At 39.4% G+C, this 26,390-nt stretch carries 33 protein-coding genes and 1 pseudogene; 19 read left to right on the top strand and 15 right to left on the bottom strand.

What is annotated here, in order from left to right:
- Positions 1–2: 2 nt before the first annotated feature.
- The gene (locus A9Z07_RS02010; RefSeq protein WP_047427297.1) at positions 3–296 is read right to left on the bottom strand and encodes a hypothetical protein; all 294 of its coding nucleotides are present in this window, start codon (positions 294–296) and stop codon (positions 3–5) included.
- A 152-nt stretch (positions 297–448) separates the two neighbouring features.
- On the opposite strand from A9Z07_RS02010, the gene lpxB reads away from it, so the two are divergent.
- Complete coding sequence (lpxB, locus tag A9Z07_RS02005) at positions 449–1,723, top strand: lipid-A-disaccharide synthase (RefSeq protein ID WP_413772615.1); 1,275 nt, start codon at positions 449–451, stop codon at positions 1,721–1,723.
- Between the two features lie 43 nt (positions 1,724–1,766).
- Here lpxB and A9Z07_RS02000 read toward each other — a convergent pair whose 3' ends face one another.
- Positions 1,767–2,636: a DUF2797 domain-containing protein gene (locus tag A9Z07_RS02000; protein WP_005257426.1), complete on the bottom strand. Its 870-nt coding sequence runs from the start codon at positions 2,634–2,636 to the stop codon at positions 1,767–1,769.
- A gap of 38 nt (positions 2,637–2,674) precedes the next feature.
- Between A9Z07_RS02000 and A9Z07_RS01995 the strand changes: the two genes are divergently transcribed.
- Both A9Z07_RS01995 and A9Z07_RS01990 read left to right on the top strand, forming a co-directional pair.
- Positions 2,675–3,136 carry a DUF6231 family protein gene (locus A9Z07_RS01995; protein ID WP_004772084.1) on the top strand — a complete coding sequence of 154 codons (462 nt, stop codon included), beginning with the start codon at positions 2,675–2,677 and terminating at the stop codon, positions 3,134–3,136.
- 149 nt (positions 3,137–3,285) lie between these two features.
- The gene (locus A9Z07_RS01990) at positions 3,286–3,903 is read left to right on the top strand and encodes a YidB family protein (RefSeq protein WP_069576499.1); all 618 of its coding nucleotides are present in this window, start codon (positions 3,286–3,288) and stop codon (positions 3,901–3,903) included.
- 89 nt (positions 3,904–3,992) lie between these two features.
- Here the strand turns inward: A9Z07_RS01990 and A9Z07_RS01985 are convergent, their stop codons facing one another.
- From A9Z07_RS01985 to speB, 3 genes are read right to left on the bottom strand one after another with little or no spacing between them, the layout of a single operon-like run.
- Positions 3,993–5,498, bottom strand: a complete 1,506-nt coding sequence (locus A9Z07_RS01985) for a purine-cytosine permease family protein (RefSeq protein ID WP_069576497.1) — start codon at positions 5,496–5,498, stop codon at positions 3,993–3,995.
- Between the two features lie 55 nt (positions 5,499–5,553).
- Positions 5,554–6,870 (bottom strand): MFS transporter, encoded by a 1,317-nt coding sequence (locus A9Z07_RS01980; RefSeq protein WP_069576491.1) that lies wholly within the window; start codon positions 6,868–6,870, stop codon positions 5,554–5,556.
- Between the two features lie 54 nt (positions 6,871–6,924).
- Positions 6,925–7,887, bottom strand: coding sequence for an agmatinase (gene speB / locus A9Z07_RS01975; RefSeq protein ID WP_069576485.1), 963 nt, complete (start codon positions 7,885–7,887; stop codon positions 6,925–6,927).
- Between the two features lie 138 nt (positions 7,888–8,025).
- On the opposite strand from speB, the gene A9Z07_RS01970 reads away from it, so the two are divergent.
- The gene (locus A9Z07_RS01970) at positions 8,026–8,916 is read left to right on the top strand and encodes a LysR family transcriptional regulator (RefSeq protein WP_069576482.1); all 891 of its coding nucleotides are present in this window, start codon (positions 8,026–8,028) and stop codon (positions 8,914–8,916) included.
- 68 nt (positions 8,917–8,984) lie between these two features.
- Here A9Z07_RS01970 and A9Z07_RS01965 read toward each other — a convergent pair whose 3' ends face one another.
- The 4 genes from A9Z07_RS01965 to A9Z07_RS01950 all read right to left on the bottom strand — a co-directional run bounded on the left by A9Z07_RS01965 (position 8,985) and on the right by A9Z07_RS01950 (position 11,998).
- Positions 8,985–10,082 (bottom strand): porin, encoded by a 1,098-nt coding sequence (locus tag A9Z07_RS01965; protein ID WP_069576478.1) that lies wholly within the window; start codon positions 10,080–10,082, stop codon positions 8,985–8,987.
- A gap of 253 nt (positions 10,083–10,335) precedes the next feature.
- Entirely contained in the window at positions 10,336–10,749 is a 414-nt protein-coding gene (locus A9Z07_RS01960) for an HIT family protein (protein ID WP_004772089.1), read from the bottom strand.
- A gap of 100 nt (positions 10,750–10,849) precedes the next feature.
- Positions 10,850–11,119, bottom strand: a complete 270-nt coding sequence (locus A9Z07_RS01955) for a YARHG domain-containing protein (RefSeq protein WP_004772091.1) — start codon at positions 11,117–11,119, stop codon at positions 10,850–10,852.
- A gap of 537 nt (positions 11,120–11,656) precedes the next feature.
- Positions 11,657–11,998: a hypothetical protein gene (locus A9Z07_RS01950; RefSeq protein WP_069576477.1), complete on the bottom strand. Its 342-nt coding sequence runs from the start codon at positions 11,996–11,998 to the stop codon at positions 11,657–11,659.
- Between the two features lie 1,005 nt (positions 11,999–13,003).
- On the opposite strand from A9Z07_RS01950, the gene A9Z07_RS01940 reads away from it, so the two are divergent.
- The 5 genes from A9Z07_RS01940 to A9Z07_RS01920 all read left to right on the top strand — a co-directional run bounded on the left by A9Z07_RS01940 (position 13,004) and on the right by A9Z07_RS01920 (position 14,987).
- On the top strand, positions 13,004–13,198 hold the full coding sequence (locus tag A9Z07_RS01940; RefSeq protein ID WP_069576468.1) for a hypothetical protein: 195 nt from the start codon (positions 13,004–13,006) through the stop codon (positions 13,196–13,198).
- 69 nt (positions 13,199–13,267) lie between these two features.
- Positions 13,268–13,501, top strand: a complete 234-nt coding sequence (locus A9Z07_RS01935; protein ID WP_004772094.1) for a hypothetical protein — start codon at positions 13,268–13,270, stop codon at positions 13,499–13,501.
- A gap of 143 nt (positions 13,502–13,644) precedes the next feature.
- Entirely contained in the window at positions 13,645–13,899 is a 255-nt protein-coding gene (locus A9Z07_RS01930) for a hypothetical protein (RefSeq protein WP_081406395.1), read from the top strand.
- 155 nt (positions 13,900–14,054) lie between these two features.
- Entirely contained in the window at positions 14,055–14,255 is a 201-nt protein-coding gene (locus A9Z07_RS01925; protein WP_047427331.1) for a hypothetical protein, read from the top strand.
- Between the two features lie 138 nt (positions 14,256–14,393).
- On the top strand, positions 14,394–14,987 hold the full coding sequence (locus tag A9Z07_RS01920; protein WP_069576557.1) for a lysozyme: 594 nt from the start codon (positions 14,394–14,396) through the stop codon (positions 14,985–14,987).
- Between the two features lie 42 nt (positions 14,988–15,029).
- On the opposite strand, the gene A9Z07_RS01915 is transcribed toward A9Z07_RS01920, so the two are convergent.
- From A9Z07_RS01915 to A9Z07_RS01905, 3 genes are all read right to left on the bottom strand, one after another.
- Complete coding sequence (locus A9Z07_RS01915) at positions 15,030–15,464, bottom strand: N-acetyltransferase (protein ID WP_069576464.1); 435 nt, start codon at positions 15,462–15,464, stop codon at positions 15,030–15,032.
- 110 nt (positions 15,465–15,574) lie between these two features.
- Entirely contained in the window at positions 15,575–15,892 is a 318-nt protein-coding gene (locus tag A9Z07_RS01910) for a DMT family transporter (RefSeq protein WP_004772104.1), read from the bottom strand.
- 190 nt (positions 15,893–16,082) lie between these two features.
- The gene (locus A9Z07_RS01905) at positions 16,083–16,526 is read right to left on the bottom strand and encodes a BLUF domain-containing protein (protein WP_005257454.1); all 444 of its coding nucleotides are present in this window, start codon (positions 16,524–16,526) and stop codon (positions 16,083–16,085) included.
- Between the two features lie 246 nt (positions 16,527–16,772).
- On the opposite strand from A9Z07_RS01905, the gene A9Z07_RS01900 reads away from it, so the two are divergent.
- The 3 genes from A9Z07_RS01900 (at position 16,773) to A9Z07_RS01890 (ending at position 18,065) form a co-directional block, all read left to right on the top strand.
- Positions 16,773–16,985: a hypothetical protein gene (locus tag A9Z07_RS01900; protein ID WP_069576462.1), complete on the top strand. Its 213-nt coding sequence runs from the start codon at positions 16,773–16,775 to the stop codon at positions 16,983–16,985.
- A 186-nt stretch (positions 16,986–17,171) separates the two neighbouring features.
- Positions 17,172–17,453 carry a hypothetical protein gene (locus A9Z07_RS01895; protein WP_069576460.1) on the top strand — a complete coding sequence of 94 codons (282 nt, stop codon included), beginning with the start codon at positions 17,172–17,174 and terminating at the stop codon, positions 17,451–17,453.
- 36 nt (positions 17,454–17,489) lie between these two features.
- Positions 17,490–18,065, top strand: coding sequence for an isochorismatase family protein (locus tag A9Z07_RS01890; protein ID WP_069576454.1), 576 nt, complete (start codon positions 17,490–17,492; stop codon positions 18,063–18,065).
- 90 nt (positions 18,066–18,155) lie between these two features.
- Here the strand turns inward: A9Z07_RS01890 and A9Z07_RS01885 are convergent, their stop codons facing one another.
- Both A9Z07_RS01885 and A9Z07_RS01880 read right to left on the bottom strand, forming a co-directional pair.
- Positions 18,156–19,028, bottom strand: a complete 873-nt coding sequence (locus A9Z07_RS01885; RefSeq protein ID WP_004772112.1) for an NAD(P)-dependent oxidoreductase — start codon at positions 19,026–19,028, stop codon at positions 18,156–18,158.
- 3 nt (positions 19,029–19,031) lie between these two features.
- Complete coding sequence (locus A9Z07_RS01880) at positions 19,032–20,117, bottom strand: alpha/beta fold hydrolase (RefSeq protein WP_005257560.1); 1,086 nt, start codon at positions 20,115–20,117, stop codon at positions 19,032–19,034.
- A 135-nt stretch (positions 20,118–20,252) separates the two neighbouring features.
- Here A9Z07_RS01880 and A9Z07_RS01875 point away from each other — a divergent pair, with 135 nt between their 5' ends.
- The 4 genes from A9Z07_RS01875 to A9Z07_RS01860 all read left to right on the top strand — a co-directional run bounded on the left by A9Z07_RS01875 (position 20,253) and on the right by A9Z07_RS01860 (position 23,889).
- Complete coding sequence (locus A9Z07_RS01875; RefSeq protein ID WP_004772116.1) at positions 20,253–21,440, top strand: O-succinylhomoserine sulfhydrylase; 1,188 nt, start codon at positions 20,253–20,255, stop codon at positions 21,438–21,440.
- A gap of 12 nt (positions 21,441–21,452) precedes the next feature.
- Positions 21,453–21,782: a YbaB/EbfC family nucleoid-associated protein gene (locus A9Z07_RS01870; RefSeq protein ID WP_004772118.1), complete on the top strand. Its 330-nt coding sequence runs from the start codon at positions 21,453–21,455 to the stop codon at positions 21,780–21,782.
- Between the two features lie 71 nt (positions 21,783–21,853).
- The gene (recR, locus tag A9Z07_RS01865; protein WP_004772120.1) at positions 21,854–22,450 is read left to right on the top strand and encodes a recombination mediator RecR; all 597 of its coding nucleotides are present in this window, start codon (positions 21,854–21,856) and stop codon (positions 22,448–22,450) included.
- Positions 22,451–22,746: 296 nt separating this feature from the next.
- On the top strand, positions 22,747–23,889 hold the full coding sequence (locus A9Z07_RS01860; protein ID WP_069576449.1) for a ribonuclease D: 1,143 nt from the start codon (positions 22,747–22,749) through the stop codon (positions 23,887–23,889).
- 23 nt (positions 23,890–23,912) lie between these two features.
- Here A9Z07_RS01860 and A9Z07_RS01855 read toward each other — a convergent pair.
- Positions 23,913–24,648: pseudogene (locus A9Z07_RS01855) on the bottom strand (class I SAM-dependent methyltransferase).
- Between the two features lie 170 nt (positions 24,649–24,818).
- Here A9Z07_RS01855 and A9Z07_RS01850 point away from each other — a divergent pair.
- The 3 genes from A9Z07_RS01850 to A9Z07_RS01840 are packed head-to-tail and all read left to right on the top strand — an operon-like array spanning position 24,819 to position 26,390.
- Positions 24,819–25,124 (top strand): YcgL domain-containing protein, encoded by a 306-nt coding sequence (locus tag A9Z07_RS01850; RefSeq protein ID WP_004772125.1) that lies wholly within the window; start codon positions 24,819–24,821, stop codon positions 25,122–25,124.
- The gene (locus A9Z07_RS01845) at positions 25,117–25,503 is read left to right on the top strand and encodes a hypothetical protein (RefSeq protein WP_004772126.1); all 387 of its coding nucleotides are present in this window, start codon (positions 25,117–25,119) and stop codon (positions 25,501–25,503) included. Before A9Z07_RS01850 ends, A9Z07_RS01845 begins: the two co-directional genes overlap by 8 nt.
- Positions 25,504–25,538: 35 nt before the next feature.
- A complete protein-coding gene (locus tag A9Z07_RS01840; RefSeq protein ID WP_004772128.1) occupies positions 25,539–26,390 on the top strand; it encodes an AAA family ATPase in 852 nt (283 codons plus the stop codon).

The raw sequence follows: 26,390 nt of genomic DNA, 5'->3' as shown, positions 1-26,390 counted from the left end.
TTTTAATTTAAACCTACAGATAAGCCAAACAATACGCCTGTTAAGCCCAGACTGATCAACGTGAGTTTCAATAATGAATGTGAGCAGAAACTAATAATGATGAAAATGAGATAAAAGAGAATCGCGATAAAAGCCGCCAGATAAATCGCCTCTGCTTTATCAAGTACACGGACAAATAATGAGGTCAGGCTAAGGCTTAAATACATCATACAGAGGTAGCCCAGTACAAAGGTCAACGCAAAGCGATAGAAAATACTCAGTCGATAGACAAAGGTAAGCGAGGTTGATTTAGCCATAACGGGTCTTGATACGGAGGAAGGGAGAAATAAATCACATATGGGAATGATTCTTGTTCATATTAGCTATTCCTGCAATCTCAATCAATTGCCATTTCATCGTAAATCTAGATAGGTTTTCTGTAAAACAATGACATCTTAGATGAGAAATGATGTTCACCAATCGTGAACAAATTGCCAGATCATGTTTGATTCAGTGTAAAATCATTTTGTTAGAATCATTTAAATCTTTCTGTGGGGCGTGGGTCTTGTCAAAGCAAAAACTAAGAATTGGCATCGTGGTGGGAGAAGTTTCTGGAGATACGCTAGGGGTGAAACTCATGCGCAGTTTTCGTGAACAAGGCATCGATGTCGAATTTGAAGGGATTGGTGGACCACAAATGATTGCGGAAGGTTTCCATAGCTACTATCCAATGGAAATTTTATCCGTCATGGGAATCGTGGAAGTTTTAAAAGACCTGAAAAAGTTATTTGCTGTCCGTGATGGTCTAGTCGAGCGCTGGACCGAGCATCCAGTGGATATATTTATTGGTATTGATGCGCCAGATTTTAATTTGCGTTTGTCCAAAACCATTAAAGAAAAGAATTTACCAATAAAAACCGTGCAATATGTCAGTCCATCGGTATGGGCATGGCGTCAAGGCCGTGTGCATGGCATTAAACGCAGTATCGATCTGGTCCTTTGTTTATTTCCATTTGAAAAAACGTTCTATGAAAATTATGACGTTGCTGCGGCATTCGTCGGGCATCCTTTGGCAAAGCAGTTACCGTTAAAAAATCCAATTGCCGAAGCCAAGCATCAACTGGGTCTATCCGCACATAAGACTCACATCGCTTTATTACCTGGCAGTCGCCGTGGTGAAATCGAACGTTTACTGCCGTTGTTGACTGGTGCTGCTGACATCCTGCATCGCAAGCATCCTGAAGTCGAGTTTTTAATTCCTGCGATCAATGATGCACGTAAACATCAGATTGAACAGGGCATTCAACACTTGGATGCTGGTTTAAAATCGAAAATTCATGTGCTGGAAAATAGCGATGCAGAATCGAAGATTGGCCGTATGGTCATGAATGCCAGTGATATTGTGGCTTTGGCTTCTGGTACCGCGACACTCGAGGCAATGTTATTGCATCGTCCAATGGTAACCTTCTATAAGTTGAATTGGCTGACCTATATCATTGCCAAATTCTTGGTCAAGATTCCGTATTATTCTTTACCTAATATTATTGCAGGTAAAAAAGTCATTGAGGAACTGATTCAGGCCGATGCAACACCACAGCATTTAGCCACTGAAATTGAGCGTTTAATGGATCATGAAACAGCGCATATTCAAATGATGCAACATTTAAGCATGCATAAACAATTGATCTCAGGCAATACCGAGGATCCTGTACAGGCAATTTTGAACTGTTTAAAAACGGGATAAATAAAAAAGGTGGCATTGAAAGCCACCTTTTTTATGATGCGGATTAGGCACGAAGGATCAGTTCATAGCCCGTGTATTTACGGATATTGATCACACCAATATCCATTAACAAATACTGGCCTTTGATGCCTTGCAACACACCACGAATTTTAGGTGTTTTATCCAGATTCAGTGATTTAATTTTTTCAGGATAATGTTCAACAGGGTAGATAAACTCTCTTGGTTTTTCGTCCTCTAGAAATTCCAGATTCTCGTTAAACTCAAGGTTTTGATTAAATTCTTCACGAATACTTTGAATCTTAGGCGCAAATTCTTCCAGAATCTGATCACGTTTTTCAATCAAATCTAATGGCTCAGCTTCACCTTTAAGAAGTTTACGCCAATCAGTTTTATCTGCGATTTGTGTCCCAATTAAAGTTTCCAGATGGCCTGACAAACGACGTGAGCCCACTTTCATGATCGGTAAAGCCTGAGTTGCACCTTGATCCAGCCAACGGGTTGGCATATTCACGATACGGGTAATCCCGATTTTCAAGGCACTTGAATTGGCTAAATAAACAATATGCGGCTGAAAGCAGACATCATGAGCGAACTGGTCTTCACGGCAAGTGCCTAAGTGATAATGGCAGGTTTCAGGCTTCATAATACACAGATCACATTCTGCTTTTGTTTTAAAGCATTTGAAACAATGACCTTGGGAATAAGACTTCGGTGTTTTTGAGCCGCAAGAGGTACAAAAAATATTACCAGTCCATTCGATCTCGATTTCCTGCCCTAAAACAAAAGGTAGGTCAGTTTCTGTACGATCTAATATAAATTTATATTCAACATTTGCCTTGCTTGTTGATTGATCAGTTACACTATGCGTTTTGAGCGCTGCATGCATTTTATGACAAATGCCTTGTAGTTCCATTAATAAACTCTCATCTTTCTCAATCAAGGGTTGCAGTTATGGCTGAACAAAATGTCATCACTTCTATGCTAGACGATTTATCTCAAGAACAGCCCATTCATACTGCACTTTGTATAGGTCAGCAGATTGACCAAAATGCTTCAATTCAATGGCATTATTTTAACGTAACTGACTTTTTAAGTCTGCCATTTACGCAACGTTATGATTTAGGTTTTGTATTATTTGATACCGAAGAAATGCAAAATATTACCGAAACACAAAAAGCGCAGCTTTTGGTGAAGCTGCGTGACCTGATGGCGAAGCGGATTGTGGTAGTGAGTAAGCGTGAAGATGAAAAGCTATTGCGTTCACTGGGTTTCACTCAACTGATTGATAAAACTACTCATGACAGCGATTTTGCATTATGGCAATTTAATATTTTAACTTATAAACATGTACCAGACTGGTTTAACTCCAAGTTCTGGGCCAATCCTGAAAACTGGGATAAATTCCGCTGGTAAACGATGAATGCTGCGATTTAAATCTGATTGAGATTTCGGTCGGAGATTCGCAGCAAAGCCTTGCAAAATTTAACAATTTATCTTTGTGCTGTGTTTTCAAAGCAGCGTATGCTTTTGGAATAAATAATTCCAAAAGGAAAGTTTAGGTTATGACAGATTTAACCAATATTGTTGAAATTTTAGCGAAGCAAGCTTTAGGTGGCGGTCAACAACAGTCAGGTCAAGCTGGCGGTTTAGGTGGGATTTTAGGTTCGGTACTTGGTCAGTTGGGTGGGCAACAGCAAAATACTCAAAACCAGCAAGGTGGTCTAGGCGGAATCTTAGGTTCTGTGTTGGGTCAATTAGGCGGTGGTGCAGGTTCAACTCAAAGTAATGCAACGGGTGGAAACACGGCACAAACGTTGTTGATTGCAGTTTTACCTTTAGTTTTGGCGTGGATTCAAAAACAAGGTGGTTTACAAGGTGCTTTGGATAAATTGAAAAATGCTGGTCTAAGCAATCAGGTACAAAGCTGGGTTGATCCACAACAGCAAAATGCCCAAGATGTGCCAGAGCAGAATATTCAAAGCTTATTTGATGATCAGGATGTCGAACAGGTCGCTCAGCAAACTCAAGCGCCTAAACAGGCAATTTATGGTGCCATTGCTTCGGTTTTACCACAAGTGATTGATTCATTGACGCCCCAAGGCAGCAGTACCAATCCTCAAGAAGCCAATCAGGATATTCAGCAAGTGTTGAATCTTGTGAGTGGTTTTTTAAAGAAATAAATTAATCTCAATGGAAAGCCTGTTCATATGAGCAGGCTTTTTTCTGGCTGAATGTTTATGGGTTAAGCCCTCTATCTGCTTTATTATGCTTAGTCTGAAACCAGTGATGGATTGGTTTGCTGTTTTGCGCTTTGAGCAGTTAATGTTGGACTATACACTGAGCTTGGTTCAGGAAAGAATTTGAGCAGTAGAGTATAAAGCAGTGCCGCCAGTACTATACTAATAGGTAAGCTCAGATCGAGGCCATTAAAAAAATTTCCCCAGATCCCGACGAACTGATGAGGTAAGTGCACAAAGCATAGGCCGATGAATGCACTTGGAATCCATGCAATGAGACCACGCCAGTTCCAACCATGATGAAACCAATACACGCCACCTTTTATTTCAGTTACAAATACTTGTAAATCATCATTTTTATAATAGCCTCTACGAGATACGAAACCAATAATCATAATAATGATCCATGGGCTGGTACACACGACAATGAGGGTAGCAAAGGTCGTGACACTTTGAGTCAAATTTGCCAGAAAACGACCGATAAAAATAAATATGATAGAGAGGACACCAACGCATATTGTTGCTTTAACACGGCTAAGCAGCTTCGGAAAAATACTCGACATATCTAATCCTGTACCATATAAGGCGGTAGTTCCAGTAGATAAACCACCAATAAGCGCAATTAAACACAGCGGAATAAAATACCAGGTAGGTGCTATGTGAATTAGCCCACCAATATAATTATTCTGTTGCATAAAGATAGGTACATGATTTGCAACAATCGTCGCTGTCATAAGACCAAATAGGAAGGGAATCAAGGTTGCAAGCTGGGAAGTAAAAACTGCCAGCATGATTTTATAGGATGAGGTCTCTTTGGGAATATAACGTGACCAGCCACCTAAGAAAGTTCCAAAGGAGATTGGATTACTAAATGCAATCAGCGCAGCGCCTGTAAAAGCAGCCCAAAAACCAGTTTCACCTAATTGAATCTGTCCTGCATAAGCTGAATCGAATTGTTGAGCAAAAGCAAAAAGGCCTAAAAAGAAGAGTAGGCTTGAGGTAATCACCGCAATTCGATTGACCAATAGCATAAAACGGAAACCATAGATACAAATAATCAGTACCAGCAAGGCAAAGCCGCTATACACCAATCCATAAACCCAATTATTTTGATAGGAACGATCAAACAAACGTTGAGTTGCACCAATGAGTGCATCACCAGAACTCCAAACCGATAGAGAAAAAAATGCAATGGCTGTAAGTAGGGATAGGAATGAGCCTACAATTCTGCCGTGTATGCCAAAATGTGCTCCTGAAGCCACGGCGTTATTGGTTCCTGTGCGTGCACCAAAAACTCCCATAGGCGCTAAAATACATGCACCGAATAGAACACCACACAAAATCGCCCATAAACCTGCTTGAAAAGAAAGACCAAATACAATGGGAAAACTTCCCAAGACACAGGTTGAAAAGGTATTGGCGCCACCAAAACTCAGGCGGAATAGATCAAATGGCGTTGCTGTACGCGCGTAAGTTGGTATTTCTTCAATACCATAACTTTCAATGTGTGTAATGGATTTAGAATGATCTTTCTTCATTTTGATTTTCCTTGTTTATTTATAAGAGACATCCTTGTCTCTAAAGTTTGTAATTTTAAGCGGCCTCTCTTGAAGCTTCCTGTTTCTGAGTAGGTTGCGGTGTTTGGAGTTGTTGTCTTCTGAGCTGAGTAATGCCACAGATACCAATCAAAGAAAGCAAAGATAGGAAGCTGAATAAAAGCGCTAAAGGTAACCATTCACCAGCGTAGTGCTGTGCAAGCAAAGTCCCAATGATTGGAGTAGTACCGCTTGTGATCGCCGCAATCATTTGATAGGAAATGGAAATCCCTGAATAACGAACTTTGGCAGGAAAAGCTTCGGCCATAAAACCAGCGACGACTGAATACAGTGAAGACAGCGCAATCACAGCCAATGTAATGCCTAAAACGATTAAATAAATATTTTTAGTGCTGACCAGCATAAACATTGGATAAGGAACAGCGATACATAAAATGGCAGCCCAGAATAAAAAACGATGAGAACCAATTTTACTGGCATACCATGCAGCAACTGGCATCGCGATAAATTCAAATACAGTTACCCAAAATAATGCATCCAGAATAGTTGGGCGACTGATCCCGACATATTGGGTGACGTAGGTAATCATAAATGTATTGGTAAAAAAGAAACCTGCTGTACCGATTGTGATAGAGAGTCCCGCAAAAAGTACTTGAGGCCAGTAATTTTTGAGCAATTCTTTAATTGGAAATTTGACGATTTCCTGTTTCTCCTGCATTTGTTTAAATTCAGGAGATTCTTCAACCCCTAGACGTATTGCAAGACCAATCAGCATAAAAACAAAGCTCAACAGGAACGGAATACGCCAGCCCCAAGTGAATAAGTCTTTTTCATCCAATGAGGTAATGGCTCTGAAAACGAGTAAACAAAGAATCAGGCCAGCAGGACTGCCCATTTGAGCAAAAGAAGCAAAAAAGGTTTTCTTATGAGCGGGGGCATGTTCGCTTGCCATTAACACGGCGCCGCCCCATTCACCTCCGACAGATAGACCTTGCATAAATCGTAGAACAATCAGCAGTACAGGTGCCCAAATTCCGATACTGTTATAACTTGGTATGAGTCCAATTCCTGTTGTGGCAACACCCATCAATAGCATTGTGAATAGCAACATTTTTTTGCGGCCGAATTTATCCCCCAAATGTCCAAAAATAAGTGCTGCAACAGGGCGTGCAATAAAACCCACTGCAAAGGTTGCAAAGGCAGCCAATGTGCCAGTGACAGGATCAGTTTGAGGAAAAAATACGATACCGAGTACTAAGGCTGCGGCGGTGGCATATACATAGAAATCATAAAACTCTACGGTTGTGCCAATAAATGCTGCCGCAGCAGCCCGTTGTGATTGTTCTATCTTCATCCGATAAGATCCTTGAATATTCCCTTATTTCATTATTATCATTTGCAAATACAATTATTTATGTATCTTTACTCCAGGCAAAACGCATAACATTTCATAAAGTAAATTGGCACCTAATAAGGATGTATTGCCCGTGGTGTCGTATGGTGGCGATACTTCGACAAGATCACATCCAACAAGATTTAAACCCTGACAACCACGGACAATTTCCATTGCTTGAATTGTGGTTAAGCCCCCAATTTCCGGTGTACCTGTACCGGGTGCCCATGCAGGATCGATACCATCAATATCAAAGGAGAGATAAACAGGCCCACCATCGACTTGCTGTTTTACTTCTTCCATTAAAGGGGCAAGCGATTTGTGCCAACATTCTTCGGCCTGAACGACACGAAAACCCTGACGACGGCTCCAGTTAAAATCGTCTGCACTATAGCCCTGAGCACGTAAGCCAATCTGAACAACACGCTGACAATCGAGTAAGCCTTCTTCTGCTGCTCTGCGAAAAGTGGTGCCATGTGCGACTTTTTCGCCAAACATTTCATCATTGACATCGGCATGAGCATCAATATGAATGAGGCCAACTGGACCATGTTTTTTATAGATAGATCTGAGGATGGGAAGGGTCAGCGTGTGATCGCCACCAAGTGTGAGCGGAATAATAGGATGTGCCAGAATACGGTCATAATATTCTTCAATAATGCGTACCGCTTCAGCTAGGTTAAAGGTGTTAATAGGAACATCACCAAGATCTGCAACATTCAAGGATTCAAAGGGAGCCGCACCAGTTGCCATGTTATAAGGGCGTATCATGACTGATTCAGCACGGATTTGACGAGGACCAAAACGGGTACCTGAACGCAAGGAGGTGCCAATATCTAAAGGAATGCCAATGAAAGCTGCATCTAGATTAGAAAGCCCTGCATCATGCTCTACCACTGGTAGGCGTAGCATCGAGGCAATCCCACCAAAGCGTGGCATTTCATTCCCACCGAGTGGTTGATTTAACATCTTGTTCATTTATTTCTCCTTTTATTTATTTATCAACCAGTCTCAGGTAGGAATAAATCCTTTTTTTAAAAAACTTAGTTCAGATTTTTCTAAACTAATCTGATGTTGGATGTTTTAAAATAATGTAGAGAAAATAAGGAAAATATGATGGAAGAAGTGGCCTATTCTGATATTAAATTGATTCGAATTTTTGTCAGCGTTGTAAGGAATAAAGGCTTTGCAAATGCTCAACAGGAGTTGAATCTATCAACCTCCGCAATTAGTACCTATATGACTCAACTAGAACAAATCGTGGGTTTTAAGTTATGTGAACGAGGGCGTGGTGGTTTTTCTTTAACCCAAAAAGGAGAGATGTTTCTACAGGAGGCCAAACGGATTTTGCATGAACTGGAAAACTTTTCCAGACATACTGCCCAGATTAAAGGTGAGTTAACCGGTACATTGAGAATCGGTATGCTAGATTCTATGGTGACGGATCAGAATATTCCTCTGGATCAAATGATTCGTGAGTTTTCAAAACAAAACCCTCATATTTATATCAAAATTCAGGTGCAGTCGCCGTATGAGTTGCAAATGGGAATTTTGGAAAATCGTTTTGATGTCGCGATTGGTTCATTCTTTATGAAAATGAATGGGGTGATGTATCAGCCTCTCCATAAAGAACAACAGTGGCTATTTTGTAGTGATAAACATCCTATGTTCGCACACCAGAATTTGACTGCTGACGTTATTCGACAAGGAAAAATGGTGAGTCGTGGTTACTGGAGTCACACTGAACTGGCAAAACAGGGATTTAAGCATTCATTTGCGACAGTTGACTCAATGGAAGCACAACTCATTCTAATTTTATCTGGGCAATACATTGGTTATTTACCCGAACATTTTGCACAGTTTTGGGTGGAGCAAAAACGTTTAAAAGTCTTATTACCCGCAATGTTTGGTTATTGCGCGCCATTTTCTCTTATTTTTAGGCGTGGTAGAACAAGGGAGCTGGTGATTCAAAATTTTCGTAAAACGGTAAAAAGCTTTTTTAATTAAAAATAATAAATGAAAAAAATAAAAGGGCAGTTTGCCCTTTTATTTTTGTTTAAGAAGCTAACTTCAAATTAGAAGTTATATTCCATACCCAAACCGATAACAGTTTTCTTGTTATCATCTTTCTGCCAGTCAATTTTTTGTTGAGCAACAACACCGTAGAAGCGAGCTTGTTTATTGATGTTGTAGTCTGCACCGATACCATACAAGTCATTTTTACGATCTTCACGACCATCAACTTCTGTTTTTGCAGAGATGTATTCTGCTTTTAATTTCACAGGTGTAGAAGGGATCGCATATGCAGCTGTTACGCCAAATGCATCTTCTTTCAAGCCTTTGTATGAAACAGCTGGTGTACCAGCAACAACAACTGTATCGTCAGTTGGTTGAGCAGTTTGCCATAAAGCACCCAATACTAAACCGTTAACACCAGCTGGAGCCAAGTCTAAAGAACCTGTTACACGGATTGCATCAGAATAGATTTTGCCACCAAGTTCTTTATTATAAGCATTATAAGTTGATGCTACACCAAAGTTACCTGCAACAGCTGCTGCTAGGCCATAGTCTTTATTTTCATAGGTAAGAGATGTTGAAACACCGTCACCAAAACCATCACGGCTGCCTTTTTGACCTTTCGCATCATTTTTAACAGCTGAAGATTCTTCACCTTGCTGGAACATGATGTTGAATGCTAGACCACCTAGTAACTTCTTGTCTGTTTCAAAACCAACTACGTTGCTTAAACGATCTTCACCAGCAAGAACTTTGGTCATATCTAGTTCAGTGTGATCGTTAAAAATATCTTGGTTGTTACCCGCAGCAGTTTTAAGGTAAGAGTCGAATTGACCTACTTTTAAAGTACCAATACCGTCAGACTTAAGACCTACAAAACGGTTACGCATACCCCAGTCAGTATCTGAACCAGAACCGTCAGCTGAAACACCCCATTCTGCTAAATAAACTGCTGTTAATTTTTCAGTCAGTTTTTCTTCACCTTTTACACCGATACGAGAAGCGTTTGAGTTTACTTTAGTTACGCTTTCGTCTTTAAAGCCATTTTTATCAATTTGATCCAAAGTCACATTGAGCTTACCATACAATGTTGGTGCTGCTTGCGCTGCATTCATGGCTAAAGTTGCTACAGTAGCAGCAAGAAGCAATTTTTTCATTGAGATTTCTCCAAAACACTTTTTTGTAAATGGCCGATGCCTTAGTTACTGTTATAAGCTTGCTTGTGTACATAAAGTTACACAGCTCACTGACTTGTATGCAGTATCGGTAAACTTTGTGACAGAGAAGTGAAAGAAAAATGACAGTTTGATGACGATTCATATTTGGTAATAATTATATTTCTTATTTATTTTTAATGGCTTAGAAAATAAAAAAACGGAGTAACAACTCCGTTTTTGACAAAACTGACGTTTAAAGAGCAGCTTTGATCTTTTCAGCAAATGCTTTAATTTTTTCCTGATCACCCATTTGTGCAGCATGGCGACCAAGCTCATGTATTGAACTTGGAATCAGGTGAAAGTGGACGTGTGGTACGGTTTGGCCCGCCGCAGCTCCAGAAAGTTGCATCAGGACAATGCCTTTAACATCCAGCGCTTTTTCCATCGCTTGAGCAACTTTTTGTACGATTTGAATCGTGTAAGCCGCTGCATCTGCCGGCAAATCAAGTAAAGTTACCGCTGGTGTTTTTGGGATAACTAAAGCATGACCATCAGCTTGAGGCATGATATCCATGAAAGCGAGTACCTGATCATCTTCATAAATTTTGATTGCAGGTAATTCACCACGCAAGATACGTGCGAAAATATTTTGGTCATCGTATGCCATGATTCATCCTTAAATAGGGAGTATGTGCTTTAACATTGAGAATTTAGGCATTAAATAAAATAGCCTAAAGCGGAGCGCTGAACACTTCGCAAAGATTTGCTTATTTGCAGTTTAGCTCTTTTTGGCGAGCTTTAATGTCATCAAGGCGTTGTTGCTCTTTGTCAGAGAACTTCGGCTTAGTGGTGTGGCAGTTTTCATTACCAAATTTTGCTTTAGCATCAGCATCTTTAAAACAGAATCCTTTAGATGCATAGATGAGGTTATAGTCATCCTGTAACTTTTTACATTCTTGTTCTGGGGTTGCCGCTTGTACGCTAAAACCAGTTAGGGTCATTAAGCCTGCAAAAACTGCAACTGTTAACTTATTCATGAGGTGTTCCTCTAATCAAAAAGGTATAAACCGACGCTTTATGAAGATAGATCCATATGGCAGTTGGTCGCTACGTATATACCAATATAAGGTTTCTTAATAAAATTTCAATAAAACTCTATTATTTGAGTGTAATTTTACTCCATAATTTATCCTTATAGTTGTAAAAATCATTTTATATCAATACGTTTTAATAATTTTAACTAAAACATATAATTATAAGGCAGTTCATTGTACACCATTTTACTTGATTGACTTCTAAGTCGCTCTTTTTATAAAACTATTTAGAGATTAGTCTAAATATTTTCGTATTAACAAATTTGATTGTAAATATTCGATGACTGATTTATTGCGATCAATGTAAAAGGCCAAAACAGAGCATAATAGATTTATCTTGAATGAAAATTTAAATTATAAAGCGGCAAAAGAATAATGAATTTTAGAAAAAAGCCTGAGATGTCAATAAAAATATACCTTTATGTCAATCAGATATTGAGAGAGTGATATTGATTAATATTTAATAGCGCAGGGAAATATCTACTGTGATTTTTTTAAGCGCATCGTTTGGCTATTGGCATTTCGCTTTATGGCACGTTGATAATTAATAATTTTCTTCAAATTACCTTTAAGCCATTTGATTGCTAGTTCATCGGGAGTAATCGGACGAGGTTCACTGACAGATGTATCCTTGACCAGAACGGAATGCCAATCAAAAGGAGCAGCCTGAACGCCACCAAAAAATTCAGTATTAAATTCAGGTGTGTAATTTAATGAAACTTTAAGTAGATAGATTTTCGGGCCTAAACGCACATGGTAGAAGCCATCGATATCTTTGCCCATGTATTGTGCGAAAGGGGTTGTATAGCGTTGCTTTTGCATCACATGCTCCATAAATGAATTTTCAGAGATGTGAGTTGACGAAGTTGTACCTTGTCGAAGATTAAATCATGGGAGAGAGAAATGTATTTTTGGAACTCACCTTATTGATATGGTGTCGAAGTGTTCATATTTACAGCATTTAAAAGCAATGATACGTCATAACTTGTCGGTGATGTTTTGTCCTATTTTGAAAGGATTTTCAGAACGAGGCGATAAGTTAAAAGTTCTAAAAATGACTAGGTTTATTTATTCGCTAAAGAAGGATTTGTTGTGACTGTTTATCCGTTACAATTATCGGGCGATCATTAAAATTAACGCTTAACAACACATTTACTTTTATCAAGAATTTAAAAAATGCTGAAATATATTAGAAATAACTTTCCTATTTTTATACTCATTAGTATTGTAATTATTGGATTTGCTTATCCTTTTTACACAGGTCAATGGATTATGGCACCAAGATTGGGTGAGGTGGATCTTCAATGTTATGGTGTAGATGTTCCTGAAGCTATACCTCACGCGAGGGTACTTCATTTTTGTTCATGTATTCATACGGTTGGGATTGAAAATAAAGCGGAAAAGTATCACTACTGCACCAAACAAATAAGCAAGTAATTTAATCGCTCTGTTAAGAGATGAACTTTTTTCCTTGATGCTTTGTCATAAGCTAAGTATTTATTTTAATTAGACTTCTTATATGTATATTGTATTTATTATTTTATTGATATTTTTGGTACTTGCATGGATGGCTAAGATAGGAAGAAAGAAATAAAACGGGTTAACATCTGACTCATTGGTCAAATGTTATATTGTGTAGTTGAACTTTAAAGTCACTCTGTAAATTACATATTTTTGTTGATGTATGTCACACTTTGCTCTATATTTGCTTTGTTGTTTCATTATAACTAAACAACAATAACCCTCATTCAGCGCAAAAGAATATAAGGGTAAGCCCACTCTATGGAGTGGGCTTTTTTATTGATCAAAATAGATTAGAATATAGGCATGAAAAGATCCCGCCTTAAGCCTGAATTTCCTGCTCCAGACTGGAGTACAGAACAAGATTGTTTTTTGATTGAGAACAGCGCTTTGCCTATTGAACTGTTAATTTTAAATTTGCCTTTTTCGGAAGAAGAGATTCGGGCACGTAAAACTGTGCTTGGACTGGTTCGGAGACAAAGGCAGATGAATCGAATGTGAAATAAATATTTAATTTATCAGTAATTTTTAGGCTAATGTGATATAAAAGGTCTTTATCAGGGGATTGATATGGCAATTATCACATTAAGAGATATCGAAGCGAATAAAAACATCAGGGTTAAGGCTATTGTCGATCCAAGTGTAAAATTTGATGCTGATGGTAAATTTGAAATTATTAAAAATATCAAATGGATATTTGAAGAAACAGAGCGTGAAGTGCCAGTAGAGTTTCATGATACTTTGAACCATGCCAAACTTGATCAATATGTCGGTTTGCAATATGTGATAATCAGGATTGAATAATTGCAAGTTTCTTAACTCAAAGGGAACTTGTGCTATTTATGATATTCTTATGCGGCGAGCAAAGTTTAATCTTGTGAAAGAGAATATCTATGAAATTTTTTTGGATTATTATTCCATTACTCCTCCTACAAGGCTGCGCACAGATGTTTCCAGCGCAAGCGACGAAACTTGATTCTGGTGCTTATAGGATTCAGACCACAGCCAATATCTTTGCATCAGATGAGTCGATGAAGAAAAAGGTAGATAAAAAAGCCGAAGGTATTTGTCAGGGCAAAGATTTTACTGAACTTGAAAGCAAAGCTCAGGCTCATAGTGAGCAGATTTATATGCCTGGTATGGTCACAACAGGGTCATATAAAACTTTCAATAAAACGATTCAATGTAACCAGTCACAATAGCTTTCGATTAATCAAATTAGGTGCTTAGGCGCCTTTTTTATTACTCATCCATACATTTTGAAGCATTGGTTACACAAAAGGTGTTTGTTCACTGTTGAATATCTCTATCAATTATTCAAGCATGAAATGGTATATTTAAATAAAGGATGCAGATCATGATCGATGAAAATAAGCCTTTAAATTTTGATGATGATAATGAAGCGATGGATTTCGACGATGAGGAATTCATTGATGATAAAAAAGAGGATGAGTTATACAACAGTATTACCAAAGATGGTTCGAGTGTAGATCCTGCTGATGATGGGGAAAGACATATTCGACCTGAAGATGGTGACCCGATTGAAATTGAAGAATAAATAAGCCCGCTTCGGCGGGTTTTTCATTGAGCAAATAACATAAATAAAGCAGGTTTTTTATTGAATGAATGATAGGGTGAGTTTTTAGTAGATCATTGAAATGGGTTGATGGATCAGTACAGAGAGCGAAAATGCATCATGAAGACGTTTTTTGATTTTTTACACAGGATTATTGGTTCTAAGTCATTTTCATATCAGGATCGTAGCGCAAATAAAGATTCAAATATCGCAACTGCTGTTGATGTAGATGACGCCATTGGTGTTGCAGTTGATTCAGATGATTATGAAAGGTCTATAAATAAGGCTGGGATTAATCTGATTACGAGCTTCGAAGATTTGAAGTTAGATGCCTACGATGATGGTACAGGTACATGGACGATTGGTTTTGGTACTACGGTTTACCCTGATGGTATTCGGGTGCAACAAGGTGATCACTGCACCGTAGAGCAGGCAAAATCCTTTTTTCAGCATGACTTAAGGCATTTTCAGAAGGCCGTTAATAAAGCAGTGTTAGTAACACTATCTCAAAATCAATTTGATGCACTGGTTTCCCTCAGCTATAACATTGGCCAGAATGCATTTAAGAATTCAACACTGCTCAAGTATTTAAATGCTGGAGACTATCGAGCCGCGGCAGATCAGTTTCTAGTATGGAATAAAGGTGGCGGGCAAATTCTAAAGGGTCTGGTGCGCCGTCGTGAAGTAGAAAGAACACTTTTCTTAAAACGATAAAATCAATGTTTATAGCAACGAAACGAAGCGTTGATGCAGATTCTACGATTTCTCCCAAAGCATGACATATTCTTTTGCATTGGTGGCTGTATCGAGGCCTTCATTTATAATCCTAAAGCCACTGGCCAGATAAAACTTTACACTGTTTTTATTTTCTTGATAGACGTTTAACTCTAGACGGCTTCTCATATCCTGTGCGTATGAGATCAGTTGTTTGCCTATGCCTTTTGCTTGGTGTTCAGGAGATACAAAAATAGCTGCAACAGTGTCTTCTACCAAGGCAATAAACCCATAAATATTGATTGCATCTTCCGCAATATAAACTTCAGACATGGGTAAATAGATCTCTTGCATCTTGGTTGTATTGCTTTCCCAATAGCTTACAGGAATAAAATGATGCGCTTTGATTGAGGCTTGCAGCCATATTTTTGTTAATTCATTAAAATCATTTGATGTTGCTTTTCTTATTTCGTACAACGTATCGCTCCTTATCAAAGGCTTAAAGACTTCTTAGCCTAGCATAGCTTGAAAAGATGCAATTTAATAACATCAAAAAAAGCCCTGAAAAGGGCTTTATGAAATAAACGTTACTCGGTGGTCAGTTTCATCAATACAACACCAAAAACGATTGAGGCTGCTGCCAAAAGACGTAATAAACCCATCGGTTCATTTAAAAAGAATATTCCAATCAGAAATGCACCTACTGCACCAATTCCAACCCATACGGTATAGGCTGTGCCTAAAGGGAGTGTTTTCATTGCCACGGCGAGTAAGCCAAAACTCAGGATCATAAAAATAATGGTAATGATGCTAGGGGTTAATTTGGTAAAACCTTCGGACATTTTCATGGAATATGCCCAGATGATTTCAAAAATACCAGCTAAAATTAGATAAGCCCAAGCCATTGCGGACACCTCTTTAATAATATTTTTAGGTCGTCCTAAAGCTTGAAAAAATAAAAAAGAGGTCGTCCTCTCTGCTGTATATATAAGCACTTCTCACCGAATGCTTCAATCTATTTTGAATAAAAAATTGTTTTTATAAGTTAAATGGCATTCTTGAGGAGGAATGCCATAGAGGGGAAATTAAGTTTTTTTAAGAAACATAAGCCTGAACATCATACTCAGGTTCACCCGCTAGAACAGCAACAAACTTCTCGACAGTTTCTGCTGTTAACAAGTACGGGTTAAACTCTTCTAAATGATATTTCATGAAAAAATCAGTAATATTTTGATTGATTGGTGAAAATTTCATAGACCATTGCGAGAAGAATTTATCTTTACATTCAATGTAATAGAGGATTTCGCAATTGATATGGCGCTCATCTTTCACAATTTTATTGTAAAATAGATCATCAATGAGACTCTTTGGGCCTTCTAGACATTGTACAAAATAGCCATGACCATAATATAAAACACCAGTAATATCATGACGATAATTAAAATCTACAGCCTCATCAAGGATTTCAATCAAATTTGTTTTTAAGTTCGAGTCAATGTTCTTAATTTTACTCACGTATAAAAGTCTGACAGACTCCATGATTGATATGCTCATTTTTTAAGGGATGAATACCTCTTATATAGAAAAAACAAGGGTTTGTATACTTCGATATGTAAGAGTGAGTAGTCTTTTTGAGGAATAGAATGATAATAAAAAATCACAAGAAAATTGCTTGGCTTTCAATATTTCAGTCTTTTAAGTAAAGCACTTCATAAATATTAGTCATGAGACATGATTTAAACGATTTGCTAAATTATGTGATTTTTATAGTAATTGGTGAGATTCATGACAAAATTATTGCTTGCAGGAGTATTGGGACTAGGACTGGCTGGTTGTTCCTCAATAAATTATGAAGCTAATACCAAACCACCGATTGTGCCTAAAAATGAGGCACACAACACTTTCAAAATGCCTGAGCATGGAATAATGACAGATCAGGACGTATCCAATGTACCAGAGCATGCGGAATATAAGAGCAAGTACAGCATTAGTTTCTAAATCAAGATAATCCCAAAATCAAAATCTACCATCTCCTTAAATTATCGGGTTTGAGGAGAGGCTGAGGTGTCGTTTAGATTAACGGATTATGAGTCCGCTGCTCTAAGCAACCGTTAAATAGTTTGTTAATGACTTTATTTTAACCATTTGGTAAATTATATCGATTAATAAGAAAGGCTTATAACAATGAAATACATCATACTTGCAGTGCTTTCAATTCTAATATCAACATCGGTTTCTGCTAGAGAAACGAACTCAATGCGATCCTCTGGTGAGCTGGTTTATGTGGGGGATCGAGAAAGCGACTTGCTGAGAAAAATGGGAAAATCTTACCCGAGATATTTTATTCACAGAGAAGGACGTCGCTCATGTGAGGCAACAGAGTATGTATATGAAATTGATATGCAAATTTATACAGTTCTGGTCTGTAACGGGAAGATTTTTAAAATTGATGTGAATAATAAATAAGATAAACTTAAAGCTTAAACCAAGTTCCATTCACAGGTGATTGCTATTTCAAATCCACAGAGCTCTATAGACGCTTTAATTATCGTTGATATGCAAAAAGCTTTTGTATCAGGGGCAGAAGCTGTACCAGCATCCGAGCAATTGATTGCTTCAATTGGTACTTTAATTACTAAGGCGAGGGCTGTGCACGCACCAATAATTTTTCTGCAAAATGACGGAGAAGTTGGGACGGTAGATGAGCCTTATCAAGTGGGTTGGGAGTTATTTTTTGCTCCTCAACCTCATGAGTTCGTGGTACGGAAAAGTGAGGACAATGGTTTTGAAGGAACATCACTCCAGCACATTTTAGATGACCTTAGAGTTCAGTCTTTAGTCATCTGTGGTGTTTTATCAGAAATGTGTGTGGCTGCAACAGCACGCGCAGCTTTAACACGAGGTTATGCGGTGTTATTACCACACGAGGCCCATGCCACATATGATGTTCCCGCAGGTCCAGGATCGGAAGCTGTACCAGCCGCTATGGCGGCTAGAGCAGCAGAATGGTCGCTGGGTGATGAGATTGTGATTTGTGCATCAGTGGATGAGGTCGGTTTTATCAAAAGCAGCCATTAATAAATCAATATTTTTTAATAGGCCTGCTTTGATATTAAGCAACACGTTTATTAAAAAAAACCGCTCTTTCGAGCGGTTCTAAATATTCCCTTACTTCAGCGTAATTTTACTCCATGATTCATACAGTTTTGCTGCTGCGGAGAAGTCGCTATTTGGCTCCGCAGTTAAATTTGCTGTTTGAATCAGGCTCTGTGTTAGAGCGAGTAGAGGTGCTGGTAATTTGGCATCCTTGACGAGATCTAGTGCAATACCTGTATCTTTTGCAAGTAATGGCAGACCAAACGTCACTGGAAATTCACGGCTCAGCACACGTTGCGGGAAAATATTTTCCGTAACAAAGCTTTTGCCGCTAGATGCATTCACACAGTTGAGGGCTGCATCCAAGTTCACGCCATGTGCTTTTAAGGTACTGAAACCTTCGGTCACTGACCATAAGTTTACTGCAAGCAACATATTGTTAATGGCTTTTACAGCAAAGCCAGCACCGGGTTCACCCACATGCTGAATCAATTTACCTAATGCAGCCATAGCGGGATAAGCGCGTTCAAATGCATCCACATCACCACCAACCATAAAGGTCAAGGTTGCATTTTCAGCACCGACAGTTTGACCACTTACAGGGGCGTCCAGAAAATCGACATTTTGTGCTTTCAGCTTTTCGACGAGACGGCGGGCTGCATCTGGTACACCACTGGTACAGTCAATCCAGATTGAACCTGACTTAATTTCAATACCTTCAATCAGTTTTTCCACATCATCGCTGGTGGGTAAACATGAGAAAATAATATCGGCTTGTACTGCCTGAGAGAGTTCAACCGCCGTGGTGTCATATTCTGCTGCATGTTGTTCTGCTTTGCTAAAATTTCGGTTCCAGACCAGAACTTTCTCAAAATATTTAGGAAGATGCGCCGCCATGCGATAGCCCATAGCGCCTAAACCGATGAATGCAACAGATTGAGTCATACTTTACCTTTTTATTTGCGTCGATCGTTCGGCTAACCATGTGGTTAAAGTTGGCCAGAACTCAATTGAACTGTTTTGACTGGACATTAAACCTAAGTGCCCACCAGGGATAAGAGTAAACGTGACATCCTGACTGCTTGTCAACTGGGTCAGCGGAAATGCAGACTCGGAAGTTACCAGTTGATCGCCTTTACCTGCACCGACAAGAAGTGAACAATTAATATTTTTAAGTTCAATGGTTTTGTTCTTGAGGCGAATTGCACCGTGTTTTAAAGGATTTTGCAGCCAGACGTTAAATAACATGTCTTGGTTTACGCCGCCTGGGTAATCAATCATATTATTTAAGAAGTGGCTTAAGGTGGCATCTTCTTGTACCAGTTTCAAATTATCCAGATTTTTTAATAATTGAATATTGCCATCAATCCAGCCTTTAGGATCAAGCAGCTTAAAGCCCAACGAATTGAGAAAGCCAGGTGAATGGATCATCAGTTTGGGCAAACGGTTATAGATATAATCTTTAATGGTTGGGTTGCGGTTGGTGAGATAAGCCAAGGTTTTATAAAGTTTGCCGATATAACCCGAAGCATAACTGTCGATTGGGCTGCCTAAGACCACAAGGTTTTTGACAACGCTTGGCTGATGGCGTGCGGTATAAAGCGTGACAAAAATGCCTGCCATACTCCAGCCATGCAGTGAAATTTTTTCAGATTGTGCATGTTGTTGAATGGCTTCAATACATTTTGGAATAAACTTATCAATAAAAGATAGAAAGTTAATCTGATAGTTTTTATAAGTAAGCTTGCCCCAGTCAATCAGGTAGACATCAAAACCGCTTTCCTGAAAATGTTTGACCAATGAACGGTAAGGATAGAGGTCATAGATATCCATATTAATCGCTAGGGGTGCAACAAAAACCAGTGGCTCTTTATAGCGCTTATTCTCTGAAGCATAGAAACGGACACGAGTTTGTTTGAATTGCGCAATCACTTGATACGGCGTTGATTGAGACAAAACCAGTTTGTCTGCATCGAATACACGCATAGCCAGATGTTTAAAATTTATTTTTTGCTGTTCCACAAGCGATTTCATCTTAGAAAGTCTCATCATGAGTCAAGATTGCACGAAGTCTAAGCGATAATTTCATCTTACGCCTTGACCTTAAATACCTTAGGCGCTCAAAATATTGGCATATTTCCTCATTATGATCATAAGGCATACAAAACGATGAATCCAAGCGATGATTTAGAATATCAACTAGAAACACTGGCAATTCGCACAGGGCATGATCGTACCTCGGAAGGTGAACATAGTGAGCCGATCTTTTTAACCTCATCATTTGTATGTGAAAGTGCCGCGGATGCCGCTGCAAAATTTTCAGGACAGATCGCAGGCAATACTTATTCACGTTATACCAATCCAACAGTGCAGGCATTTGAAAAGCGTTTAGCAGTTTTGGATGGTGCAGAACGTGCAGTCGCGACCAGTTCTGGTATGGCAGCAGTTCATGCAATGTGTATGGCCTACTTAAAAGCGGGCGATCATGTCATTTGTTCGCGTGCAGTATTTGGTTCAATCATTGCCTTATTTGAAAAATATGTGGCGAAATTTGCGGTTGAAGTGACCTTCGTTGATCTTGGTGATCTTGAGGGCTGGAAACAGGCAATTCGTCCAAATACCCGTATCTTATTCATCGAAACGCCGTCGAATCCATTGGCACAAGTCGGTGATATGCAGGCGATTGCCGATATTGCGCATGCCAATGGGGCTTTATTTGCCGTTGATAACTGTTTCTGTACGCCTGTATTACAGCAGCCAATCAAGTTTGGTGCCGATTTAGTATTGTATTCAGCAACCAAATATATCGATGGTCAGGGCCGTGCGCTTGGTGGTGCGGTCGTTGGTAAGCATGACTTGCTTGAAGAAGTAAATGGTGTAATTCGTACTTTGGGTAATTCAATGAGTCCGTTTAATGCATGGATTTTCTTGAAAGGCCTTGAAACGCTTAGCATTCGTATGAAAGCCCATTGTGAGAGTGCACAGAAACTTGCTGAATGGTTACATCAGCACGAAAAAGTGGAAAAAGTATATTACGCAGGTTTACCTGATCATCCTGGACATGAACTCGCGAAAAAACAACAAAAAGGTTTTGGCGGTGTCGTATCCTTTGTGGTGAAAGGCGAACGTGAAGGCGCATGGACAGTAATCGATAACACGCGCTTCTTATCGATTACCAGTAATCTGGGTGACGTTAAGTCAACAATTACCCATCCAGCAACCACCTCACATGGTAGAATGTCGGCAGAAGCTAAACAAGCTGCAGGAATTGAAGAAGGTTTAATTCGTGTGTCTGTTGGTTTAGAAGACATTGATGATATTATTCGCGACTTATCACGCGGTTTAGATTTAATTTAACGAGAGAAACTTATGAACATTAATATGCTCATGCAGCAAGCTCAGCGCATGCAAAAAGATATGGAAACTAATCTTAAAAAAGCCAAAGAAGAGCTTGCAAATACTGAAGTTCATGCGGAAGCAGGCGGTGGTTTAGTTAAAGTAACGATGACTTGCCGTAATGTCGTTAAGCGTATCGAAATTAGCCCTGACTTGTTACAAGACGAAGCAGACATGATTGAAGATTTGATTGCTGCGGCAATGAATGATGCTGCACGTCAGGCGGAAGCAATTTCAGAAGAAAAACTTCAAGGTGCAAACTCAGGTATGGGCTTACCACCAGGTTTATCTGGTTTATTCTAATTGAGTATTCCTCAAGCACTCAATCTGGGTGCTTGGGGAATCTTGTTTTCTACAAATAATCGAGTTAATTTGTGTTTAGTGAACGATTTGAACAACTGGTTCAAGCATTACGTATTCTGCCGAGTGTTGGCCCAAAATCCGCACAGCGTATGGCATTGCATTTATTAATGAAAAATCGCGAAGGTGCCTTTGCACTGTCTTATGCTTTACATGAAGCATCCAGCCATATTCATGAATGTCGTATTTGTCACTCTTTAACAGAACATGATGTCTGTGATATTTGTGCCTCTGTGGAACGGGATGAGCAACTGTTATGTGTGGTTGAATCACCAGCAGATGTTATGGCGATTGAGCAAAGTGGCAGCTTCCGTGGTAAATATCACGTTTTGGGTGGGCATTTGTCACCTTTAGATGGAATTGGCCCAGAAGAAATCGGGATTCCTTACCTGATTCAGCGTTTGAGCGAAGGACAGATTCAGGAAGTGATTCTGGCAACCAATGCGACGGTAGAAGGGCAAGCTACAGCACACTATCTAGTCGAAGCGACCAAACATTTACCGATTAATATGACCCGAATTGCACAAGGTGTACCACAAGGCGGTGAGCTGGAATATGTCGATAGTCATACTTTAAGTCAGGCTGTCCATAACCGTATGCGCATGAAATAACAGCCTCCTTAGGCATTTTCTTATATTTATTTTAAATTCATGCTGTTAATTTAAACAAATAATTAAATTTTACATTTTGTCTAACATTATCGTAGATCTATTTGCGGTGATTTGTGGCACTATGAGCTGGCGAAAAGGATTTTCGTTTTTTGATGAAATGGAGAGAGGAGTAATTTCATGTTTTATATGTGGAATACCAATTAGATTTATTTTTTGTATTTTGTTTTTAGTTAAGCAATAGCTGATCTTAGACAGTTCTATTGCGTATGGTTCTATATTATTTTACTTGAGCACACATGTTTCAGTTTATCCAGCAGCAACAAGATTTAGCTGTTCTCCTAAGCCAGATGGAACAGTGTTCTGTCTATGCACTTGATACCGAATTTATCAAGGTCGATACCTTATATCCTAAACTTGGTGTTTGCCAAATCAATTTAAATGGCCAGATCCTGTTACTCGACGGCGCTGCTTTGGATCTGACAAGTTTTTGGCCAAAGATTTTTGCTGCACAACAGAATATTTTTCATGCCTGCGGTGAAGATATTGATCTGATCTACCATTATGCAGATCAAAAACCGTTAAATAATGTGTTTGATACCCAGATTGCCATGGCATTTCTTGGACATGGCTTACAAGTCAGTTATCAAAATGCATTAAAAACCTGTCTCAATATCGATATTGAAAAAGATCAGACCCGTTCTGACTGGTTGGCAAGACCATTGTCGCAAGAGCAAATGAGTTATGCGGCAAACGATGTTTTGTATCTCACCAAGCTGGCGGATACCTTGAAAAATGATCTGAAAGTGAAGGGGCTTTATCAATACGTATTGGAAGATTGTCAGAATCTCACCAAAGAGATTGCAATGGAAACACCATTGGCAGAACTCTATACAGATATTGGTAATTACCGTCATTCACGCCGTGAGTTGATGCAGCTCCAGCAGTTAAGTATCTGGCGAGAACAGATTACCAAGGCATTGAATCAGCCGCGTAGCTTTATTCTCCGTAATGGTACCATGATTGATCTGGTCGAAAAGAATCCGCGTAATACGTTCCAGCTTGCCAAGATTAAAGACATACGTCCGAATGTAGTTCGTGAGCATGGTAAAACCATTCTGGACTTGCTGAAATTTTTGCCGCCTGAAAATGAATGGCCTTTACGTATGGCACGGCCAATCAAGAATAATTCAAAAGAAGTTGCACCGAAGATAGATGCTTTAATTGCTAATGTTGTGCTTCAGACTGGAATCCCGAAAGAAGTGTTGCTGCGCAAGAAATGGATGAATGCCATCTATGAGCAGGTGGTCTTCCATCTGGATGAGCAGAGCTTGCCGAGTTATTTAATGGGTTGGCGCTATGACATTCTGACTCAACCATTGATTACATTGTTGCGGGAAGATATTGATTATCTGGCAACACAAATGAAAATTGCCCGTTAGTATTTTAAGAAAGAGCTAAGTGATTAGCTCTTTTTTTTGGCTTTAATAATCAGCATCATGGGACGTCTTAGTTCATCCTGCCAGCCCATTTTTTCAATCATTTCAGCGGTTGGTGCGGGCTCGATCAGGGCAGTGATTTCAAAACCTGCTTTAAGCAAAGCCATGACATGGGTCTCGATGGTACGGTGATATTTCACCACATGGGCACCTAGAAACTGTGTTTCTCTTTGACCTTCTTCAAAATAATGGTCAACGGGCCAGTAGAGCGGCTGTTTTTCCTCATCATATATCCAGTCTTGTTGAGCACGAGCAGTAAATACTGGGATGCTCGACGGAATAATACAGCTCACCTTGTGGCGCGAGTAAGTGTGCTGCTTTTTCAAATACAGCATCAAGATCTTGTATATAGTGCAATGCCAGTGAACTCATGATCAGGTCAAATGAAGCAGCTTCGGCATCAAATGTTTCAATAGCACTTTGTTGATAGCGAATATTTTCTGCTGCACATAAATGTTGCGCCTGTTCTAGCATTTTGGCGGAGAGATCAATTCCAACTACTGTGGATGCACCTTGCTCCGAGGCATATTGACAATGCCAGCCGTAACCACAGCCTAAATCCAGAACTCTCTTGTTCTTGAGTTCTGGAAGGTGAGCTTTAAAGGCTGACCATTCTCCAGCCGCACTGAGTCCATCGCGAGAGCGGGGCATTTTTGAATATTCGTTGAAGAAGTGCGGGTCATCATATTTGTTTTTTTGCATATCACATTTCACATCAGCTTTAGGCTGTAATTATGGCACGTTGATTTTATGACTAGAAGTTGCTTGGCGTACAAGGGATTGAAAAGACGACTCTGGCGTTAACAATCCTTAATGTATCCATTTTTATTTTCATGTATGCTGTCTTTGATTGTTAATAGATGTGAGTAAACATGCACTGCGATATTTATAGATCGAGCAAGAAAGATGAAATGTATATGTATATTGCTCGTCCAAATTATCCTGATGACAAGGAACAAGAGAACCCATTTGAAGGTGTTCCAGAAAGCGTTTTACAGGCGTTTGGCAAAGCCACGTTTGTGATGCATTTAGAACTTCATAATGAGCGAAAACTTGCACGTGCAAACGTTTTACATGTTATAGACTCATTAAATACCAAAGGCTTCTTCATTCAAATGCCGCCAGAAGGGTTGATCAATCCAAATGCGGTAGAACCAGAGGGCTTACGCGGTGCTTGAAACTTTAACAGCAATTTGGTCGAACATTCTTTCGGTACTGGATCAGTTTCCTGAAGAAAATGTAGCGATCATTGTTTATGTTACGGGGACGCTAATTGCATTGTGGTGCTGGTATCGTTTGATGTCACGCCTGCCAAATCCAATTGGTGGAATCCTGTGGATCGTGGCTTTTGCAGTTCTTGCAACGCCAACCATTTCAGAAGGTCCAAATTCAGCCCTTGCACCTGCAATCTTTGGCTTGCTTTTTGGTGTGCTCACTAAAGAACATGTCTTGATCTGGTCAAATCTATCATTGATTTTATTTGTCATTGGTACAGGGCTACTGATTGGCTTCTGCTGGTCAAAATACACTGCAAATAAAACTGCACGTTCAGTTTAGATACTAAGTTAAATATAGAAAAATAAGGTTTTTAAATGTCTGCTGATACACAACACTTCGCTGGTACAGATCAATATATCGCGACCGATAGCTTAAAACTTGCAGTGAAAGCTGCACGTGCTCTACAAAAACCATTACTGGTCAAAGGTGAGCCGGGTACAGGTAAAACTTTGCTTGCAGAACAAGTGGCTGCAAGTCTGGGTTTAAAGCTGATTACATGGCATATCAAATCGACAACCAAAGCCCAGCAAGGTTTGTATGAATATGATGCGGTTTCGCGTTTGCGTGATAGTCAGTTAGGTGATGATCGTGTCTACGACATTAAAAACTATATTAAGCCTGGTAAATTGTGGGAAGCATTTACCAGTGAGGAGCGTTGTGTTCTGTTGATTGATGAAATTGACAAAGCAGACATTGAGTTCCCAAATGACTTGTTGCATGAGCTCGACAAAATGTCGTTCTATGTGTATGAGACAGGCGAGACCATTACTGCGACACAACGTCCAATCGTGATTATTACCTCAAATAATGAGAAAGAGCTTCCAGACGCATTCTTGCGCCGTTGTTTCTTCCATTATATCGAATTCCCTGATGAAGCAACCATGCGCGATATCATTGCTGTACATTTTCCAAGTATTTCCAATACATTGGTGAGTGAAGCATTGCAGGTGTTCTTTAAATTACGTGAAATCCCGAATTTGAAGAAGCCACCATCAACCTCTGAACTGATTGACTGGTTAAGCTTGTTGATGGCAGATGATATGCCTGAAGATGTATTGCGTAATCATGATAAATCTAAAGCCATTCCACCGTTGTACGGTGCCTTGATTAAAAATGAACAAGATGTGCAATTGCTTGAACGTTTAGCCTTTATGTCACGCCGTTAA

The organism is Acinetobacter sp. YK3 (assembly GCF_001729365.1).
Classification (GTDB): domain Bacteria; phylum Pseudomonadota; class Gammaproteobacteria; order Pseudomonadales; family Moraxellaceae; genus Acinetobacter; species Acinetobacter vivianii.
This window is presented reverse-complemented; position numbering and strand designations above follow the sequence as displayed.